The 18,248-nt window shown below is 64.7% G+C and carries 13 protein-coding genes and 1 riboswitch; of the genes, 9 read left to right on the top strand and 4 right to left on the bottom strand.

Annotated features, from left to right (window positions below; genetic code table 11):
* Positions 1–57: 57 nt before the first annotated feature.
* From metH to NA2_RS17835, 6 genes are all read left to right on the top strand, one after another.
* Positions 58–3,840 (top strand): methionine synthase, encoded by a 3,783-nt coding sequence (gene metH / locus NA2_RS17860; RefSeq protein ID WP_040678450.1) that lies wholly within the window; start codon positions 58–60, stop codon positions 3,838–3,840.
* Between the two features lie 423 nt (positions 3,841–4,263).
* Complete coding sequence (locus tag NA2_RS17855) at positions 4,264–5,166, top strand: proline iminopeptidase-family hydrolase (protein WP_008598496.1); 903 nt, start codon at positions 4,264–4,266, stop codon at positions 5,164–5,166.
* 7 nt (positions 5,167–5,173) lie between these two features.
* Positions 5,174–6,112 carry an ABC transporter permease gene (locus tag NA2_RS17850; RefSeq protein ID WP_008598495.1) on the top strand — a complete coding sequence of 313 codons (939 nt, stop codon included), beginning with the start codon at positions 5,174–5,176 and terminating at the stop codon, positions 6,110–6,112.
* Complete coding sequence (locus NA2_RS17845) at positions 6,103–6,969, top strand: ABC transporter permease (RefSeq protein ID WP_420798712.1); 867 nt, start codon at positions 6,103–6,105, stop codon at positions 6,967–6,969. Before NA2_RS17850 ends, NA2_RS17845 begins: the two co-directional genes overlap by 10 nt.
* Positions 6,966–7,946: an ABC transporter ATP-binding protein gene (locus tag NA2_RS17840; RefSeq protein ID WP_008598493.1), complete on the top strand. Its 981-nt coding sequence runs from the start codon at positions 6,966–6,968 to the stop codon at positions 7,944–7,946. The genes NA2_RS17845 and NA2_RS17840 overlap by 4 nt, the downstream gene beginning before the upstream one ends.
* Positions 7,943–8,926 carry an ABC transporter ATP-binding protein gene (locus tag NA2_RS17835; RefSeq protein WP_008598492.1) on the top strand — a complete coding sequence of 328 codons (984 nt, stop codon included), beginning with the start codon at positions 7,943–7,945 and terminating at the stop codon, positions 8,924–8,926. Before NA2_RS17840 ends, NA2_RS17835 begins: the two co-directional genes overlap by 4 nt.
* On the opposite strand, the gene NA2_RS17830 is transcribed toward NA2_RS17835, so the two are convergent.
* Complete coding sequence (locus NA2_RS17830; RefSeq protein WP_081582723.1) at positions 8,927–9,763, bottom strand: IclR family transcriptional regulator; 837 nt, start codon at positions 9,761–9,763, stop codon at positions 8,927–8,929. It lies immediately after the preceding gene.
* A gap of 116 nt (positions 9,764–9,879) precedes the next feature.
* Between NA2_RS17830 and NA2_RS17825 the strand changes: the two genes are divergently transcribed.
* The 3 genes from NA2_RS17825 to glyA all read left to right on the top strand — a co-directional run bounded on the left by NA2_RS17825 (position 9,880) and on the right by glyA (position 13,707).
* Positions 9,880–11,388, top strand: coding sequence for an ABC transporter substrate-binding protein (locus NA2_RS17825; RefSeq protein WP_008598490.1), 1,509 nt, complete (start codon positions 9,880–9,882; stop codon positions 11,386–11,388).
* Positions 11,389–11,456: 68 nt separating this feature from the next.
* A complete protein-coding gene (locus NA2_RS17820) occupies positions 11,457–12,131 on the top strand; it encodes a cysteine hydrolase family protein (protein WP_008598489.1) in 675 nt (224 codons plus the stop codon).
* Positions 12,132–12,177: 46 nt separating this feature from the next.
* Positions 12,178–12,263: riboswitch (glycine riboswitch) on the top strand.
* A gap of 199 nt (positions 12,264–12,462) precedes the next feature.
* Entirely contained in the window at positions 12,463–13,707 is a 1,245-nt protein-coding gene (glyA, locus tag NA2_RS17815; protein WP_008598488.1) for a serine hydroxymethyltransferase, read from the top strand.
* A gap of 87 nt (positions 13,708–13,794) precedes the next feature.
* Here the strand turns inward: glyA and NA2_RS17810 are convergent, their stop codons facing one another.
* From NA2_RS17810 to NA2_RS17800, 3 genes are read right to left on the bottom strand one after another with little or no spacing between them, the layout of a single operon-like run.
* Complete coding sequence (locus NA2_RS17810) at positions 13,795–14,961, bottom strand: FAD-dependent monooxygenase (RefSeq protein ID WP_008598487.1); 1,167 nt, start codon at positions 14,959–14,961, stop codon at positions 13,795–13,797.
* Between the two features lie 11 nt (positions 14,962–14,972).
* A complete protein-coding gene (locus NA2_RS17805; protein ID WP_008598486.1) occupies positions 14,973–16,976 on the bottom strand; it encodes a TonB-dependent receptor in 2,004 nt (667 codons plus the stop codon).
* Complete coding sequence (locus NA2_RS17800) at positions 16,973–18,229, bottom strand: MFS transporter (RefSeq protein ID WP_040678442.1); 1,257 nt, start codon at positions 18,227–18,229, stop codon at positions 16,973–16,975. Before NA2_RS17800 ends, NA2_RS17805 begins: the two co-directional genes overlap by 4 nt.
* Positions 18,230–18,248 lie beyond the last annotated feature (19 nt).

The raw sequence follows: 18,248 nt of genomic DNA, 5'->3' as shown, positions 1-18,248 counted from the left end.
ACATAAAGATGTCCTTATGTGATATCTTCCATTCACTTTTCACACAGGGAGCGTCGCATGTCGGCAGTTGACGGATTGTTCGGACCAGTCGGCAGCAAGCCAGATGGTTCGGAGATCCACGCCTTGCTGAGGGCCGCGGCAAGCGAGCGCATCCTTGTGCTCGACGGCGCGATGGGCACCCAGATACAGCAACTGGGTTTCGACGAGGATCATTTCCGCGGCGACCGCTTCGACGGCTGTGCCTGCCACCAGCAGGGCAACAACGATCTCCTGATCCTGACCCAGCCCAAGGCGATCGAGGACATCCATTACGCCTACGCCATGGCGGGCGCCGACATCATCGAGACCAACACCTTCTCATCGACCTCGATCGCGCAGGCCGACTACGGCATGGAGGAGACGGTCTACGAGCTCAACCGCGATGGCGCGCGGCTGGCCAAGCGCGCGGTGCGGCGCGCGGAGCAGGAAGATGGCAAGCGCCGGTTTGTGGCGGGTGCGCTCGGCCCCACCAACCGTACCGCCTCCATTTCGCCCGACGTCAACAATCCCGGCTACCGGGCGGTGACCTTCGACGACCTCCGGACCGCGTATGGCGAGCAGCTGCGCGGACTGATCGATGGCGGCTCCGACATCATCCTGATCGAGACGATCTTCGACACGCTGAACGCCAAGGCGGCGATCTTCGCCTGCGAGGAGATCTTCATCGAGAAGGGGATACACCTGCCGGTGATGATCTCGGGCACGATCACGGATCTTTCGGGAAGGACGCTCTCGGGCCAGACGCCGACGGCGTTCTGGCACTCGGTCCGTCATGCGCGGCCGTTCACCGTCGGTCTCAATTGTGCGCTGGGTGCTGCGGCGATGCGGCCTCACCTGGCCGAGCTCTCTTCCGTGTCGGAGAGCTTTACCTGCGCCTATCCGAACGCCGGCCTGCCCAACGCCTTCGGCCAGTATGACGAGAGCCCGGAGCAGATGGCGGCTCAGGTCGAGGATTTCGCGCGCGAAGGCCTCGTGAACGTCGTCGGTGGCTGCTGCGGCTCGACGCCCGAGCACATCGCGGCGATCCGGGACGCCGTGGCGAAATACGAGCCGCGCAAGCCGGCGAAGCCGGCACCCCTGATGCGGCTTTCGGGCCTGGAGCCGTTCACGCTGTCGGACGACATTCCATTCGTGAACGTGGGTGAGCGAACGAACGTCACCGGCTCGGCCAAGTTCAGGAAGCTGATCACCGCCGGCGACTATGCCACTGCGCTCGACGTCGCGCGCGACCAGGTCGCCAACGGCGCGCAGATCATCGACATCAACATGGACGAGGGCCTGATCGATTCGACCGGGGCGATGGTCGAGTATCTCAATCTCATCGCCGCCGAACCCGACATTGCCCGGGTGCCGGTCATGATCGACTCCTCCAAATGGGAGGTCATCGAGGCGGGCCTGAAATGCGTGCAGGGGAAGCCGATCGTCAACTCGATCTCGATGAAGGAAGGCGAGGAAGCCTTTCTCCATCACGCCCGCCTCTGCCGCATGTACGGTGCCGCCGTCGTCGTGATGGCCTTCGACAAAGTCGGCCAGGCCGACACGAAGGATCGCAAGGTCGAGATCTGCACGCGCGCCTACAAGCTTCTCACCGAGAAGGCCGGTTTTGCCCCCGAGGACATCATCTTCGATCCGAACGTGTTCGCCGTCGCCACGGGCATCGAGGAACACGACAATTACGGTGTCGACTTCATCGAGGCGACAGGTGAGATCGTCGACACGCTGCCGCATGTCCACATCTCCGGCGGCGTTTCGAACCTGTCGTTCTCGTTCCGGGGAAACGAGCCGGTTCGCGAGGCGATGCACGCCGTGTTCCTGTACCACGCCATCCAGCGCGGCATGGACATGGGCATCGTCAATGCGGGCCAGCTTGCGGTCTACGAGTCCATCGATCCCGAACTGCGCGAAGCCTGCGAGGATGTCGTTCTCAACCGGGTTCCCAAGACGGGCGGGACCGCGACCGAGCGCATGCTGGAGATCGCCGAGCGCTTCAAGGGGCAGGGCGGTAAGGAAGCCAAGGAGAAGGACCTCGCCTGGCGCGAATGGCCCGTCGAGAAAAGGCTCGAACATGCGCTGGTCAACGGGATCACCGAGTTTGTCGAGCAGGACACGGAAGAGGCCCGGCTGAACGCTGAACGGCCTCTGCACGTGATCGAAGGGCCGCTGATGGCGGGCATGAACGTTGTCGGCGACCTGTTCGGCGCGGGAAAGATGTTCCTGCCGCAGGTCGTCAAGTCGGCGCGCGTGATGAAGCAGGCCGTGGCCGTTCTGCTGCCGTACATGGAAGCAGAGAAGGAGGCAAATGGCGGCTCCGAGCGCCGGAGTGCCGGCAAGATCCTGATGGCGACCGTCAAGGGCGATGTCCACGACATCGGCAAGAACATCGTCGGCGTCGTGCTCGCATGCAACAACTACGAGATCATCGACCTCGGCGTGATGGTGCCGGCAACCAAGATCCTCGAGACGGCAAAGGCCGAGAATGTCGATATCATCGGGCTCAGTGGTTTGATCACGCCGTCGCTCGACGAGATGGTGCACGTCGCCGCCGAAATGGAGCGCGAGGGGTTCGATATTCCTCTTCTGATCGGCGGGGCGACGACCAGCCGTGTTCATACGGCCGTCAAGATACACCCCCGCTATGACCGCGGACAGGCCGTCTATGTCACGGATGCGAGCCGCGCCGTCGGCGTTGTCGGGAACCTGCTGTCGCCCGAGATGAAGCCCGGCTTCGTCGAGACGCTTCATGCCGAGTACAAGAAGGTCACGGAGGCGCATGAGCGTTCGGAGCGCGAGAAGCAGCGCCTGCCACTGGCGCGGGCGCGGGCCAACGCGCACAAGATCGACTGGGCGAACTACGCGCCGCCGCGTCCGTCCTTTGTCGGTACGAAGACATTCGAGACCTGGGACCTCGCCGAACTTGCCCGCTACATCGACTGGACGCCGTTCTTCCAGACCTGGGAACTGAAAGGCCGCTATCCGAAGATCCTCGATGACGAGAAACAGGGGCCGGTCGCGCGACAGCTCTTCGACGACGCGCAGGCGATGCTGGTGAAGATCATCGACGAGAAATGGTTCGTCCCCAAGGGGGTGATCGGCTTCTGGCCGGCGAATGCGATCGGCGATGACATCCGGCTGTTCACGGACGAGACGCGGTCGGATGAACTGGCCACGTTCTACACCCTGCGGCAGCAGCTGACGAAGCGCGACGGCAAGGCCAACATGGCGCTGTCCGACTTCGTTGCGCCGGCCGACAGCGGCAAGCCGGACTGGATCGGCGGTTTCGTGGTTACCGCCGGCATCGAGGAGGTGGCGATCGCCGAACGTTTCGAGCGGGCGAACGACGACTACAATTCCATTCTGGTGAAGGCGCTGGCCGACAGGTTCGCCGAAGCCTTCGCGGAGCGGATGCATGAACGGGTTCGCAAGGAGTTCTGGGGCTACGCCCAGGACGAGACCTTCACGCCGGATGACCTGATCGGCGAGCCCTACCAGGGTATCCGTCCGGCGCCGGGCTATCCCGCCCAACCCGACCACACCGAGAAGGTGACGCTGTTCCGCCTGCTCGACGCCGAGCGGCAGGCCGGTGTGAGCCTGACCGAGAGCATGGCGATGTGGCCGGGCTCCTCCGTTTCCGGCATCTATCTGTCGCATCCGGAGAGTTACTATTTCGGGGTCGCCAAGGTCGAGCGCGATCAGGTCGAGGACTATGCGGCGCGGAAGGCAATGGACGTCGCGGAGGTCGAGCGCTGGCTCGGGCCGATCCTCAACTATCTGCCCGGGTCGTTCGCCGAAGCGGCGGAATAGGCTGACGGCGGCGGCGGGCGCCTGAAACGCCAGCCGCCGTGCATACCGCCCCAGGGCACCTTTAGCCTGAAACAGGTCCGGATGCCGGCACCTTCGACCCGCCTGACGTCGTCGGGCTGGCGCAAGGTGTGCCCGCTGCGCCTGCTGTCGCACCCGGAACGCCGCCAAGGCTCTCCGGCCGATGCGCGCCCGGCACGACACGCTCTGTGTCCGCCTCCACATCGCCGATAGCGACAATGACCGCCCCGCACTCACGGCGCCGGCGGGAAGCCCCTTAATCGAACAATCCATTTATCGGAACCCAGGGCTCGGAGTGCACCGTGCGTCGAGGCGGTGCACCCCGCGGGCGGAAGATGTTTGACATCAACCAAAAATCCGATAACAATCGTATTAAGATAACAGAAATTGCATAGCGATACTGACGTGCGGCAGAAATCCATCAGCGTTTCCGGTCATACGGTTGTTTGCGACATTGTGGGGGAGGGCGAAGAGACCCTGCTGTGCCTCAATGGCGGGCCGGGGCTCTCCTGCGACTACATGCTGTCCGGCCACACGGCGCTGGCAGGCAAGGGGTTGCAGGTCGTCAGCTTCGACCAGCTGGGGACCGGTCGGTCGGACAGGCCGGAGGACGACAGCCTCTGGTCGATCGAGCGCTATGTGGAAGAGGTGGAGACGGTCCGCACGGCGCTCGGCCTCGGCAAGGTTCATCTGGCCGGACATTCGTGGGGCGGCTGGCTGGCGGTCGAATATGCGGTGACGCATCCGGAAAACCTCGCGAGCCTGATCCTCGAGAACACCTGCGCAGACATCCCGCACCTGATCGGCGAGTTGCACCGGCTGCGCGCCGCGCTCGGGCCGGAAGCGGTGACCATGATGGCGGCGCATGAGGCGCGTGGGGATTTCCAGCATCCCGAGTACCAGGCGGCGATCACCCTGCTCAATCACCGCCACGTCTGCCGGCTGCGCGAATGGCCCGAGCCGGTGAAGCGTTCGCTGAGCACGTCCAACCGCCATATCTACAACCTGATGCAGGGGCCGAACGAGTTTCACTATATCGGCAATCTGAAGGACTGGCGGCGGCTCGACGAACTGCGCGCGGTCGACGTTCCGGCGCTGATCGTCGTCGGACGCCATGACGAGATCACGCCCAACTGCGCGCGGCTGATGAAGGAAGCGATGCCGCATGCGCGGCTCGAAGTCTTCGAAGCCAGCGCGCACATGCCCTTTCACGAGGAACCGGAGCGCTTCCTGCAGGTGATGCGCGACTTCCTCGATGCTACCATAAGCCGACAGCAGGAACCGCAACCCAGTCTTTCAACCGCCTGAGGTGCCCATGGGTCGCTACGGCTTCGTCCTCCATCGCCCGCTGCAACTGATACCGGTGCTGATCGGCATCAGCCTGATCTCCTTCTTCCTGCTTCACGCCGTCCCCGGCGACCCGATCCGGACGTTGCTCGGCGAACGGACCTCGCCCGAAGTGGTCGCATCGCTGCGGGCCCGCTACGGCCTCGATCAGCCCCTTCTGGTCCAGTATTTCTACTACGTGCGCAATCTGCTCGGCGGCGATCTGGGAGAATCGATCGTCTACAAGGTGCCGATCTCCGACCTTCTGGCGCGGCGCACGCAGGCGACCGGGTTCCTGCTCGTCTATTCGACCGTCTTGTCCATTCTGGTCACGCTGCCCCTCGCAGTGGTCGCCGCGCTCTATCGGGGGCGCCTGCCGGACCAGATCATTCGTGGCTTTTCAACCTTCGGGCTGGGCTTTCCCACTTTCTGGCTGGGACTGATGCTGATCATCGTGTTCAGCGTCGGGTTCGGCTGGTTTCCCGTGGGCGGCTACGGCAACAGCTTCATCGAGCATCTGCACCATCTGTTCCTGCCGTCCCTGACCATTGCGCTTGCCCTGTCCGCCATCCTCATCCGCACGATGCGGGCCAGCCTCCTGCAGACGCTCGGCGCCGATTTCGTCATGGCGGCGCGGGCCAAGGGGCTTTCCCCGCGGTGGATCTTCAACCGGCATGTGCTGCGCAACTCGCTCATTCCGGCGATCAATCTCCTGGGGGTGAACATCGGCTGGATGATCGGCGGGACGGTTGTCGTGGAGACGGTGTTCTCGATTCCAGGCCTCGGCCAGCTCATGGTCAAGTCGATCTTCTCGCGCGACTATCAGGTGGTCCAGAGCCTGACCCTGGTGTTCGCCTGCGCAACGGTGTTCGTCAGCTTCGTCGTCGATGTGATCACCGTCGCGCTCGACCCGAGGATATCGCAATGACCGGGGCGGTTCCGGCACTCTCCCGTACCCGCGGCTTCATCAGTCGGCGGGTCGGCTCGCCCAAGCCGGTTCTCATGGCGGGCATCCTGATGGTGGCCTTCTGGGTGGTGATCGCCTTCGCGGCGCCATGGATCGCTCCCTACGACCCGAACGTGCACGACTATGGCGCGGTGCTTTCGCCGCCCTCCGCGACCCACTGGCTCGGGACCGACATGTTCGGGCGCGACATTCTCTCGCGCATCATCCACGCGACGATCGTCGATCTCCAGATCGGCGTGCTGGGCGTCGTGCTGCCGTTCGTCCTCGGCACCTTCATCGGGCTGATCGCGGGCTATTTCGGCGGCGTGATCGACATGGTGCTGATGCGCCTGCTGGACATCATGCTGGCCTTTCCCTGGCTGATCCTGCTGATGGCGATCATCGCCGTGCTGGGGCCAGGCCTCTACAGCTTCTATATCGCCATCACGCTGGTCGGGTGGGTGTCCTATGCGCGGCTCGTGCGCTCGCAGGTGCTTGTCCTCAAATCCTCGGATTTCGTGATGGCGGCGCGCGCGCTCGGCTATGGGGACATGCGCATCATGCTGCGCCATATCCTGCCCAACGCGCTCGTCGCGTCGATCGTGTTCTCCATGTCGGACGTGGTGCTGGTGCTCCTCGCCGGCGCGTCCGTGAGCTATCTCGGCATGGGCGTGCAGCCCCCGACGGCCGAATGGGGCGTGATGATCGCCGAGGGCCAGACCTTCATCACGACGGCCTGGTGGATCCCGGCCTTCCCCGGTGTCGCCATCGTCCTGATGGCGCTGGGCTTCAGCCTGCTGGCCGACGGGCTGGCCGAACAGCTGGATGTGGATCCATGAGCGCCGCTCCGCTCCTGACCGTCTCCGGCCTCGATCTCGGCGCGCGACGCGGCGCGACGGCGCTCCGTCTCGTGGAGGACGTTTCGCTTGCGCTGGAGGAAGGGTCGATCCAGGGCATCGTCGGCGAGAGCGGTTCGGGCAAGTCGCTCACCTGTCGCGCCATCATCGGTCTCCTGCCGTCCGGCGTGAATGTCACCAGGGGCAGCATCAGGCTGGATGGCGAAGAACTGACCGCGCTCGACGAAGCCCGCATGCGGACGGTGCGCGGCCACGGGATCGGCATGATCTTCCAGAATCCCTCGGCTTGCCTCGATCCCGTCATGACCATCGGCGACCAGATCGGCGAGGTGTTTCGTCAGCGCAATGGCGCCAGCCGGCAGGAAGCGCGGCAGGAAGCGGTGGAACTGCTGCGCCAGGTGGGGATACCGGATCCGCTGCGCCGCGTGGAAAACTATCCGCATGAGTTCTCCGGCGGCATGAAGCAGCGGGCCATGATCGCCGCTGCGCTCGCCTGCCGTCCGCGCATCCTCATCGCCGACGAGCCGACCACGGCGCTCGACGTCACCATTCAGGCGCAGATCCTGCGCCTGCTGATGGATCTGCGCGACAGTCTGGGTCTTTCGATCCTGCTGGTGACCCACGATCTCGCCGTGGTCGCGCAGACCTGCGACACGGTGACGGTGATGTATGGCGGCAAGGTGGCCGAGACGGCGCGGGCAGGGGAACTGCTCAGGCGCCCGCTGCATCCCTACACGCAGTCGCTTCTCGCCTCGCAGCCCGAGATGACCGTTGCCGGGGAGCGCCTGCCGGCCATTCCGGGCAGTCCGCCCGCACCGCATGCCTGGCCCGCCGGATGCCGCTTCGTCACGCGATGCTCCATGGCCGACGATGAATGCCGGGAGCGGGCGCCGGTCCTGGCGACCGTGGCGCCCGGGCGGGCCAGCGGTTGCCACCATTGGGAGAAACTGGCCGTATGAGCGAAGGACCGTTACTCGACATACGCGGCATGACCGTGTCCTTCCGCCAGCAGCGATCCCTGACGGATGTCGTCCGCGGAGCCGCGCCGCGCGCCGTGCAGGCCGTCCAGAACATCTCCCTGTCCCTGGAGCGGGGCGAGACGCTGGGGCTGGTGGGCGAATCGGGCTGCGGCAAGACCACGCTCGGACGCGCCATCCTGCGGCTCGTCGATTACCAGAAGGGCGAGGTCTTCTACCGTGGCGCCGCCGTCGGTCCCCTGCAGGGGAATGCGCTGCTCTCGTTCAGGCGGTCCGCCCAGATCGTGTTTCAGGATCCCTATGCTTCCCTCAATCCCCGCCTGACGGTGGGCGAGACGCTTTCGGAAGTCCTGAAGGTTCACGGCCTGTGCGCGCCGGAGCAGCGCATGGAGCGGGTGCTTGCGCTTCTGGAGACGGTGGGGCTCAGCCAGGACTTCGTCCATCGCAAGCCGCGTCAGCTGAGCGGTGGGCAGTGCCAGCGCGTGGGCATTGCGCGGGCGCTGGCGGTGGAGCCGGAGGTCATCATCGCCGACGAGTCCGTTTCCGCGCTCGATGTCTCGATCCAGGCGCAGATTCTCAACCTGCTGATCGACCTCAAGGAACAGCGCAATCTGGCGATGATCTTCATCTCCCACGATCTTTCCGTGGTCCGCCACGTCTGCGCCAGCCTCGCCGTCATGTATCTGGGGCGGATCGTCGAGTACGGACCGACGGAGGAGGTCTTCGCCAATCCGCGCCACCCCTATACCCAGGCCCTGCTCTCAGCACGGCCAACGATGGATGGGAGCTCGATCAGGGACGGCAGCCTGCTGGCCGGCGAGCCGCCAAGCCCGCTGTCGCTGCCGCCGGGCTGTGCGTTTCATCCGCGCTGTGCGAAGGCGATGTCTGAATGCCGGACGGTGGTGCCCGAAAGGCGCGGCGTGGGGACCTCGCATGACTGCGCGTGCCTCCTCTACCCCTGATCAGGCCGAGGGGGAGGCTCCGAGCGCGCGCGAGATCTCGTTGGCGAGCTGCGTGATGATCGGCGACAGTTCCTCCTCCACGCGCTCGATGGTCCATTCCCGGGTGGTCACGCAGAGGTTGACGGAGCCGAGCGCCTGGCGGCCGCGGCCGAGCACCGGGGACGCCACGGTGAGCTCGCCCATCACGCATTCCTGGTTGGCCACCTCGTATCCCTTCTCGCGGATGACATCGAGCCGCGCCCGGATCGCGCCCCGGTCGGTCATGGTGTGCGGCGTGATGGCATCGAGGGTGGAGTGCTCGATCAGGAAGTCTGACTCCTCACCGGGCAGGGCCGAAAGATACGAGCGGCCGCTGGCGGTGCAGTACATCGGCGCGCGTCCGCCCACCAGCGGGCTGGTGATCGCCGCATGAAGGCTGGGAAGACGCACGACATACATCATGTCGGCGTCGATCGGCTGGCCGAGATTGAAGGCATGGCCGCTCGCCTCGTGGGCGGCCAGGACGAAGCGCGACGCAACGGCCAGAAACGGATTGCTGGACAGGAAGGAATAGGCCAGATCGAGGACCCGCGCGGAGAGCCGCAGGTGCCGGCTGCGCGGATCCTTCTCCAGATAGCCGAGAAGGAGCAGCGTGTGACAGAAGCGCTGAGCGGCGCTGCGGCCGAGGCCGCTGAGGTCGGATATCTCGGCCAGGCTCAACTCCCGGTCGGCTTCGCGGAAGGCCTGCAGGACGCGCAGCGCCTTTGCCACCGAGCCCACGAACAACGGGTCGCGCTCGCCTTCGGCGTCCATGGTCGCCAGAGGCAATTCCGGCGGTTTCGCATGAAATATTCCCATCGGGTTCAACCTGTGTTATTTAAAACTGCAAAGCGGTTACTCATATTGCTATGCAATATTTAGCTGTTTCGGGACGCTATGTCCAGATGTGTTTGCCCACAGGGAGGAGACAAACCATGAAGCATTCCCTTCGCCAAATGCTGGTTGCATTGGCGCTTGTTCTGACAATGGGAATAGAACAGGCGGCAGCCGACAATGTGTTGCGCATCGGCCGCAACGAAGACTCCACGACGCTCGATCCCATCAAGACCAGCCAGAATGTCGATATCTGGATCGACAACAACATCCATGCCTTCCTGCTGCGCTCGAACCGCGAGGGCGACGGGGTGGAGCTCGACCTGGCCGAGGACTACGGCGTGTCCGACGACCAGAAGGTCTATACGTTCACGCTGAAGCGGGCCAAGTTCTCCGATGGCTCCCCGGTCACGGCCGAGGACGCGGTGTTCAGCCTCACGCGCCTGCGCGATCATCAAGAATCGGCCATGCGCAGCGTCTTCGCCATCATGGAGAGCGTGGAAGCCCTCGACGACAGGCAGATCCGCATCACGCTCAGCGAGCCGTCCGCGGCCTTCCTGCCGTCCCTTTCCATGGCCGCCGCCTCGATCGTCCCCAAGCATGCCATCGAGGCGGACGAGGAAGGTTATGGCACCAGCCCCGTCACGGCCGGTATCTACAAGGTGGTGGAATGGCGGCGCGGCGAGATGCTCGCCCTGGAGCCGAACGAGCACTATTATGGCGGCGCCATCTCGAAGGTGGATCGCGTCGAGTGGCACGTGATCCCGGATGACAACACGCGTGTCCTGAAGGTGCGCGCCGGCGAACTCGACGCGGCGATCATGATTCCCTTCTCGCTCATTCCTTCGCTCGAGCAGGATGCGGCGGTCAGCGTCCATCTCGACCCGTCGACCCGCGAGGACTCGCTTCTCATGAACCACGAGAACCCGGTCCTGGCCAAGAAGGAGGTGCGGCAGGCCATCAACATGGCGCTCAACCTCGATGCGATCACCCAGGTGGTGACCTTCGGCAAGGCGCAGGTGGCGAACTCGCTCATGCCTGCCGGAACCATGTTCTACTATGCGGACAACAAGAACCTGCCCTATGACCCGGAGAAGGCCAAGGAACTCATCAAGGCGGCCGGTGCGGAGGGCGCCGAACTGACCTTCAACGGCGCAGCCGGAAACAAGGCGAACGAACAGATCGCCGTGATGATCCAGCAGCAGCTTGCCGCGATCGGGCTGAAGGTGAACATCCGCAAGCTCGATCCCGGCCAGACATGGGGCCGCCTGGTCGAAGGCGATTACGATCTCGCGGTGGTCTACTGGACCTACGACGTGCTCGACCCGGACCAGAAGGTCGCCTTCACGGTGGGCGCCGACGAGAACAAGAGCTACTTCTCGCGGTACGAGAATCCGGAAGTCACGGAGCTGGTGAAGAAGGCCCGCGCCGAACTGGACGAGGATACCCGCCGCCAGATGTATTACGACATTCAGGCGAAGGTGAAGGAGGACGTTCACTGGGTGGACCTCTTCTACAGCCCCTTCTCCAACATCAGCCGGAAGGGCGTCGAAGGGTTTTACCAGAACCCGATGGGCATCTTCCCGCTGCATGAGATTTCGGTCGACTGATGACCGGTGGGCGGCCGCCAAGGGCCGCCCCTTTTTATGCGTTCGGACGTTTTCAACGGACAAGGTGCATGAGCTGGAAAACCGCCCACCGCTCTTTCTACTACGCCAATGCGGAGGAGCCGGAAGACATCCGCCTCGACCCCGCCAGCACCGCGCTCCTGGTGATCGATGTCCAGAACACCTATCTGGAACCGAAGGAGACCGAGGAGGAGACCCGTCGCTGGGAACCCTTCTACAGCCGCATGCGCGAGACGGTCATTCCCAACAATGCCCGGCTGATCGCGGATTGCCGGCAAAGGGGCGTCGAGGTGATCTTCGCCCGCATCGCCTGCCACAAGCCCGACGGTCGCGACCGCTCGCTGAGCCAGAAGAAACCGGGCTTCAACTATCTTCTCCTGCCGAAGGACCGCGCCGACAGCCAGGTGGTTCCCGAACTCGCGCCGCGGGACGACGAGATACAGGTTCTCAAGACCACCGACAGCGCGCTTACCGGCACCAACCTGCGGCTGATGCTGCGCAACATGGGCATACGCGACGTCATCTGCACCGGGATCTTCACCGACCAGTGCGTGTCCTCCACCGTGCGCAGCCTGGCGGACGAGAGTTTTGGCGTCGTCGTGGTCGAGGATTGCTGCGCGGCGGCAACCATGGAGCTGCACCGGCACGAGCTCGCGATCATCAACATGATCTATTGCCACGTCGTCGAGCTGCGGGAGTTGCGGGATTTCTTCGTATCCGCTTAAATCGGCCCGTCCGATCATTCAGGGAGGAAGAGACAACCACCGAAAGACGTGCGGAAGGGAGAGGCCGGCAGAGCCGGCGCCGAAGGAGCAACCGCCCCGGAAACTCTCAGGCAAAAGGACCTTCCCGCGACATTTCTACATCTGGAGAGAGAGCGCCGCCGCTTCGGAGGTGTTCCGCCGACGGGATAATACTCTCAGGCGCCAAGACAGATGGGGCATCAAAGCAAGAAAAACCGCGTGCCCCGCCCGTGATCCCTCCCGATGAGGTTTCGTCCCCGTGATGTCACGGGACCGGATTGCCGGCGGGCATGCCATGCCTGAGGAGCAATTCATGAACGACCCCGTCTTTGACGCCATCGAGCGCGAGTACCAGCGCCAGGATGGCCAGATCGAACTCATCGCATCGGAAAACATCGTCTCGGCCAATGTGCTGAGGGCGCAGGGTTCCGTACTCACCAACAAATATGCGGAAGGCTATCCGGGCCGGCGCTACTATGGCGGCTGCACCGTGGTGGACGAGGTGGAGCAGGCGGCGATAGAGCGTGCCTGCGCGCTGTTCGGCTGCACATTCGCCAATGTCCAGGCGCATTCCGGCGCGCAGGCCAACACGGCGGTGTTCTTCGCGCTGCTCCAGCCGGGCGATACCTTTCTCAGCATGTCGCTCGCCCATGGCGGGCACCTGACCCATGGCGCGCCGGTGGCGCTTTCGGGCAAGTGGTTCCGGCCGGTTCACTACGGCGTTCGCGAAAGCGATCACCGGATCGACATGGATGCGGTGCGCGAGGCGGCGCTCGCCCATCGCCCGAAGCTGATCATCGCAGGCGGATCGGCCTATCCGCGCCATATCGATTTCGAGGCGTTCCGGTCGATCGCCGACGAGGTCGGGGCCTGGCTGATGGTGGACATGGCGCATATCGCCGGCCTCGTGGCGGCAGGCGTCCATCCCAGCCCGTTTCCCCACGCGCATGTGGTCACGTCGACGACGCACAAGACGCTGCGGGGGCCGCGCGGCGGCCTCATCCTCACCAATGACGGCGACCTCGCGAAGAAGTTCAACTCGGCGGTCTTCCCGGGCCTGCAGGGCGGGCCCCTGATGCATGTTGTGGCGGCCAAGGCCGTGGCTTTCGGCGAAGCGCTGGCGCCAGGGTTCCGCAGCTATGCCGAAAGCGTCGTCGAGAATGCGGAAGCACTTGGCGAAGCCCTGATGGATGGCGGGCTCTCGCTGGTTTCGGGCGGCACCGACACGCATCTCGTCCTTGTCGATCTGCGCGCCAAGGGCGTTACCGGGCGCGACGCGGAGGAGGCTCTGGAACGCGCCGGGCTGACCTGCAACAAGAACGGCATCCCGTTCGATCCGCAGAAGCCTTTCGTCACCTCCGGCATCCGGCTGGGGACGCCCGCCGCGACCACGCGCGGCTTCGGGCGTGCTGAGTTCGGCGATGTCGGCCGGATGGCGGTCCGCGTGCTCGACGGGCTTGCGGCCAATGGAGAGGACAACGGCGCTGTCGAGCGGGCCGTCCTCGACGAGGTGAGGGCGCTCTGCCGGCGCTTTCCCCTCGCTGCCTTCCGCAACTGAGTTCGCACTGCGAGACCGCCGGCCGCCTGGAGAGTTACCCGCCGAAGTGACATCGCTTCAGCAGGGAATGCACCGGTCGGCCTGCGGTCAGCTTCCGGCGGGGCCGAGCGCCAGTTCCGGCGCGCCGAGGCGTGCTGTGGTCCGGCGCACCAGCGGCCCCGAGAGCAGGAGGGGAAGAACCCAGGACTGTATCCGCATCCCCAAGGTGCTCTGCGGGATGTAATGTCCGCCGATCCGGCGCGACACCGCCTGCACCCGGTCGACCAGCGGGCGCAGACGCTCCTCATAGGCCGCGAAGGCCTCGGCGAACGGCTTGCCGGCGAGCTCGGACGCCAGAATGTAGGCGCCGGCCATGGCCGTGGAGGTTCCCTGTCCCGCAAGGAATGTGAGGCACCAGGCCGCATCGCCCAGCAGGACGATCCTGCCCTTCGACCATCCGGGCATCTCGATCTGCGATACGGTGTCGAAGAAGGCCCGGTCCCAGTCGATGGGAGAGCGCAGCGCCGAGCGAACGGGGTCGGGCCAGTCGCCGAACCGCTCCATGAGCACCTCGAGGCGTTCCGCCGGGGAGAGCCTTTCCGTTCTCTTGTCGCGCCAGCAGAAAAGCGTCGCCGCCGTCCCGTCGCCGATGTCGTAGAGACCGCCCTGGTGGTCCACGTCCATCATGCCGACGAAGCTGGCATCGAGGGGCTTTTCGAGCCGCACCCGCCAGGCGCTTGCGCGGTAGCCGAGCGGCCTCAGGAAGTGTTCCACCGGTCCGAATGCCAGGGCGCGCAGATGGCTGCGATATCCATCCGTCCCGACCACCAGATCGAAGCGGTCGCGCCGTCCGTCGGAGAAGGTGACGTCGACGCCGTCCCCATCGTCGGAAATGTTTTCGAGGGTTGTCCGGTAGCGTATCTCGACGTCCCGCCCGACCTTCCGGGTCAGGAGGTCCTGGAAATCGCTGCGCATGATCGCGAGAATGCGGCCGTCGGCGGCCTTCGCCAGCGTCCGATAGTCGTAGGAGAAGAGCTTCCGCCCCCTACGGTCGCAATGATGCGCCGGACCGAGCGGCATTGCCTTCTCCCTGAGGTCTTCGATCAGACCCAGCCTCTCCGCAACGTTCCAGCCGTTAACGTGCAGGCCGATGGAATAGCCGCCGGTGCGTTCCCTCTCCGCCTTCTCGATGACCATGGCCTCGATGCCGCGGTCGCGCAGGCAAGCGGCGAGCGTCAGGCCGGCGGGGCCGCCGCCGGCGATCAGGATGCGCATGGCACGTCCCCCTAGAAGGTCAGGTTGATGCGCCCGCCGATCGTGCGGCCCTGTCCCAACTGATAGACATTGCCGTAGGGCGCGCCGGCGTTGAAGCCGTAGGTGGTGTAGGTCTTGTCGAACAGGTTGGTGACGAACGCCTCGGCGGCGACCTTCTCGTTGACCTCCCATTTCACCCCGAGATCCACGAGCGCATAGCCGTCCTGGCCAACCGTGTTGGTCTCGTCGAAATAGATGTCGCTGACATAGCTGACGGCGGCGTAGGGGATCAGCGCACCGTAGTCGCCCGCCAGGTCGAACCGGTAATCGACCATGAGATTGGCTGTGATTTCCGGGGCGTAGGGCACTCTGTTGCCCGTGCGGTCCACTCCGGGCGTCACGGGGTTGTCGTAGGCGGTGAACCGGGTGTGATTGTAGCCGATGCCTGCGGTGACGCCGAGCCTGTCGGTCGGCATGGCGCGCACCTTCAGGTCTACGCCCCTGGAGGTCACCTCGCCGACATTCTGGAGATACTGCACCGGCTGGATGCCGACGAACATCTGGTAGTCCCGCGTGACGTTGTAGTAGGCGGAAAGCCGCGCTTCCAGCGTGCCCGCATCGTTGCGGTACTTGACGCCGACCTCGCCATTGTAGGTGGTCTGCGGGTCGTAGGTGAAGGCGATGTTGGCGGGCGTCATGGTGCGGGTGAAGCCGCCGGCCTTGAAGCCGGTGCTGAACAGCCCGTAGACCAGCCATTCGTCCGAAACGCGATAGCTCGCGCCGAGCTTGGGCGAGAGGGACGAGAAGCTGTTTTCTCCGTCGAGCGTGACGCCGCCTGCGGAGGTGGCTTTCGCCTTTTCGTAGTCGAAACGCAGGCCGGGGCTGATGTCCAGCCGGTCCGTCGCGTGCCAGGTGAGGTCGGCGAAAAGCGCGTAGGAACCGATCTTCTGGTTGGAGACCTGGTTGGCGGCGGGCACCTTCCGTGTGAAATCCAGATTCTGATAATAGCCGCCGACCACGTAGTCGATCACATTGCCCTCATCGGGGTTGGATGCGATGCGGAGCTCCTGGCTGAACGTGCTCTGCCATTCCGGCGTGTAGTTGCCGAAGATCGTGCGGTCGAGGGTGCTGTCCTGATAGCCGGTCAGGGCGGTGATCGTCGCGAAGCCCAGATCGTAGCTGGCATTCAGGCCGAGATTCCAGGTGTCGAGATCGTATCGGGAGGGAACGGGAAGCGCGATCCTGTCCTCCAGCATCGATTCCATGACGAAATACTCCTCGGTCGAGGTCACCCGGCCGCGCCCGGCCGTGAGCATCATGTCGAGCGGGCTGCCCTCCGGGGCGTAGCGCAGCCGGACCTGGCCGTGAACGTCGTCCGTTCCGCCGACGTCCTCTCCCGTCATCATCGTCGTGTAGGTGTCGTTCTCACGCAGGGCGGAGACGGTCGCGTCCGCAAACAGCGCGCCTTCGATCAGGGGCAGGTTGATGCGGAGTGAACTGCTGGCGCCTTCGGAGGTGATCGCGCCGTCGATGCCGAAGCGGAATTCGTCGCCGGGCTTGCGGGTCGTGATGTTGATGACGCCGCCGATCGCGCCGCGGCCATAGAGCGTCCCCTGCGGACCGTAGAGAAGTTCGACGCTCTCGAGATCGCCGGGCAGGGCGCGGGCGAGGTTGAAGCTGTCCTGCGGCAGTCCGTCGACATAGACCTGCGTGCTGGGATTGTAGAAATCCAGCGATGCCTGTCCGCGAATGGTGAAGTTGGAATAGGTGCGGCCAGACCGCGCGCGGATGTTCACGTCGGGAAAGACGCGGTCGAGATCGGCCACGCTGTCGATGTTGCGCCGCCTCAGTTCGCCGGGTTCGGCGACGTCGACCAGCGCCGGCACCGCGAAGTAATCCTCGCTGCGCTTGGTCGAGGTGATGACGAGGCGTTCGAGAAGGGTGGTGCCGGAGAAATCCTGAGCGGATGCGCCGTGCAAAGACAGGCCGGTGGCAAGCGCGAGAAGGGAGGCTTCCCGGAGGAGTTTGTGTTTCATTTTTGTGGAACCTCTTCAGGGAGTTGCAGACCCGATGGCCTGATGCTGGCACCGGCCAGGAAACGCGGTGCGACGAGAAGCGCGGCGCCGATGGCGCAAGCGGCAAGGCCGAAGATCCAGCCATAGCCGAAGGCCTGGCCAAGCACGCCGGCAGCCGAAGCGGCGGCGATCGCAAGGACGGCATCGACGCTTTGCAGCACGGCAAAGTCGGTGGCCGCCTGCTGCGGATTGCACCAGTTCATCATCGCCGCATAGACGGCGACGAAGGACATGGCGACGGCGGCACTCTGGACGACGAGAAGGACGATGGCGGTCGTCGGCGAAATCTCTCCTGTGGTTTCCAGGATCGCCAGAAGTAGGAGCACGGCTGCGTTGAGCGCGGCGAGCAGTATGATGGATCGGACGATGCCGACCTTCTGCACGAGCACCGCGCCGCCCGTCGCGGCGAGGAAGCCCGCGGCAGCACCGCCGGCGCCCCGGATGATGCCGATCAGGTCGAGGGAAACGCCCTTGTCGACCAGATAGGGGCCGGTCATCGACGAACCGGCGCGCAGCCCAAGCTGATAGACGAGGAGAAAGACCAATCCGCGCATCAGAACGCGGTTGGAGAGCGTGGTGCGCAGGCGGGGCTTCACGGGCATCTCGGCTTGCGGGGTGGGGCCGACGGGACGCCGTTTCGCAAGCGCGATCGGCAGGCTGAGCGTGACGACGAATGCCGCCATGGCCAGCATCGAAACGGCCCAGCCGGCGTGGCTGTAGACGAGCAGCCATATGCCGCCGCCGATCAGGAAACCGAGATACGCGCCGGCGGTGGATGCGCCGCTCGCCGCGCCGCGCGTCTCCGGGTCCGTCGCGTGGACCGCCAGCGAGTCGGTCGCGATATCCTGGGTGGCGGCCAGAAAGCCCATCACGAGCAGGACGCACGCCAAGAAGGGCATGTGCTCCTGCGGCGGTAGTTTTGCCGCGATCACGAAGCAAAGCGTGATGCCGGCCTGGCAGCAGAGGATCCACGAGCGTTCGTTCAGGAAGCGATCGACCAGCGGCGCCCAGAGAAATTTCAGCGCCCAGGGCAGGAACAGAACGGAGAGATAGCCGATGCTGTCCAGCGGCATGCCGACATCGCGCAGCACGACCGGCAGGGCCGTCTGCACCATGCTTCCGGTCACCGATTGCGCGGCGTATAGCCCCGCAAGCCAGCCCAGCACCGCCCAGCCGGCGGAGCGCGCCATCAGGTTTCGAACGATGCTTGCCATGTCCCCTCAGCGTCAGAAT

This window comes from Nitratireductor pacificus pht-3B, from assembly GCF_000300335.1.
Taxonomy (GTDB): domain Bacteria; phylum Pseudomonadota; class Alphaproteobacteria; order Rhizobiales; family Rhizobiaceae; genus Nitratireductor; species Nitratireductor pacificus.
The sequence above is the reverse complement of the archived record's forward strand: the minus strand, read 5'-3'. Positions and strand labels throughout refer to the sequence as shown.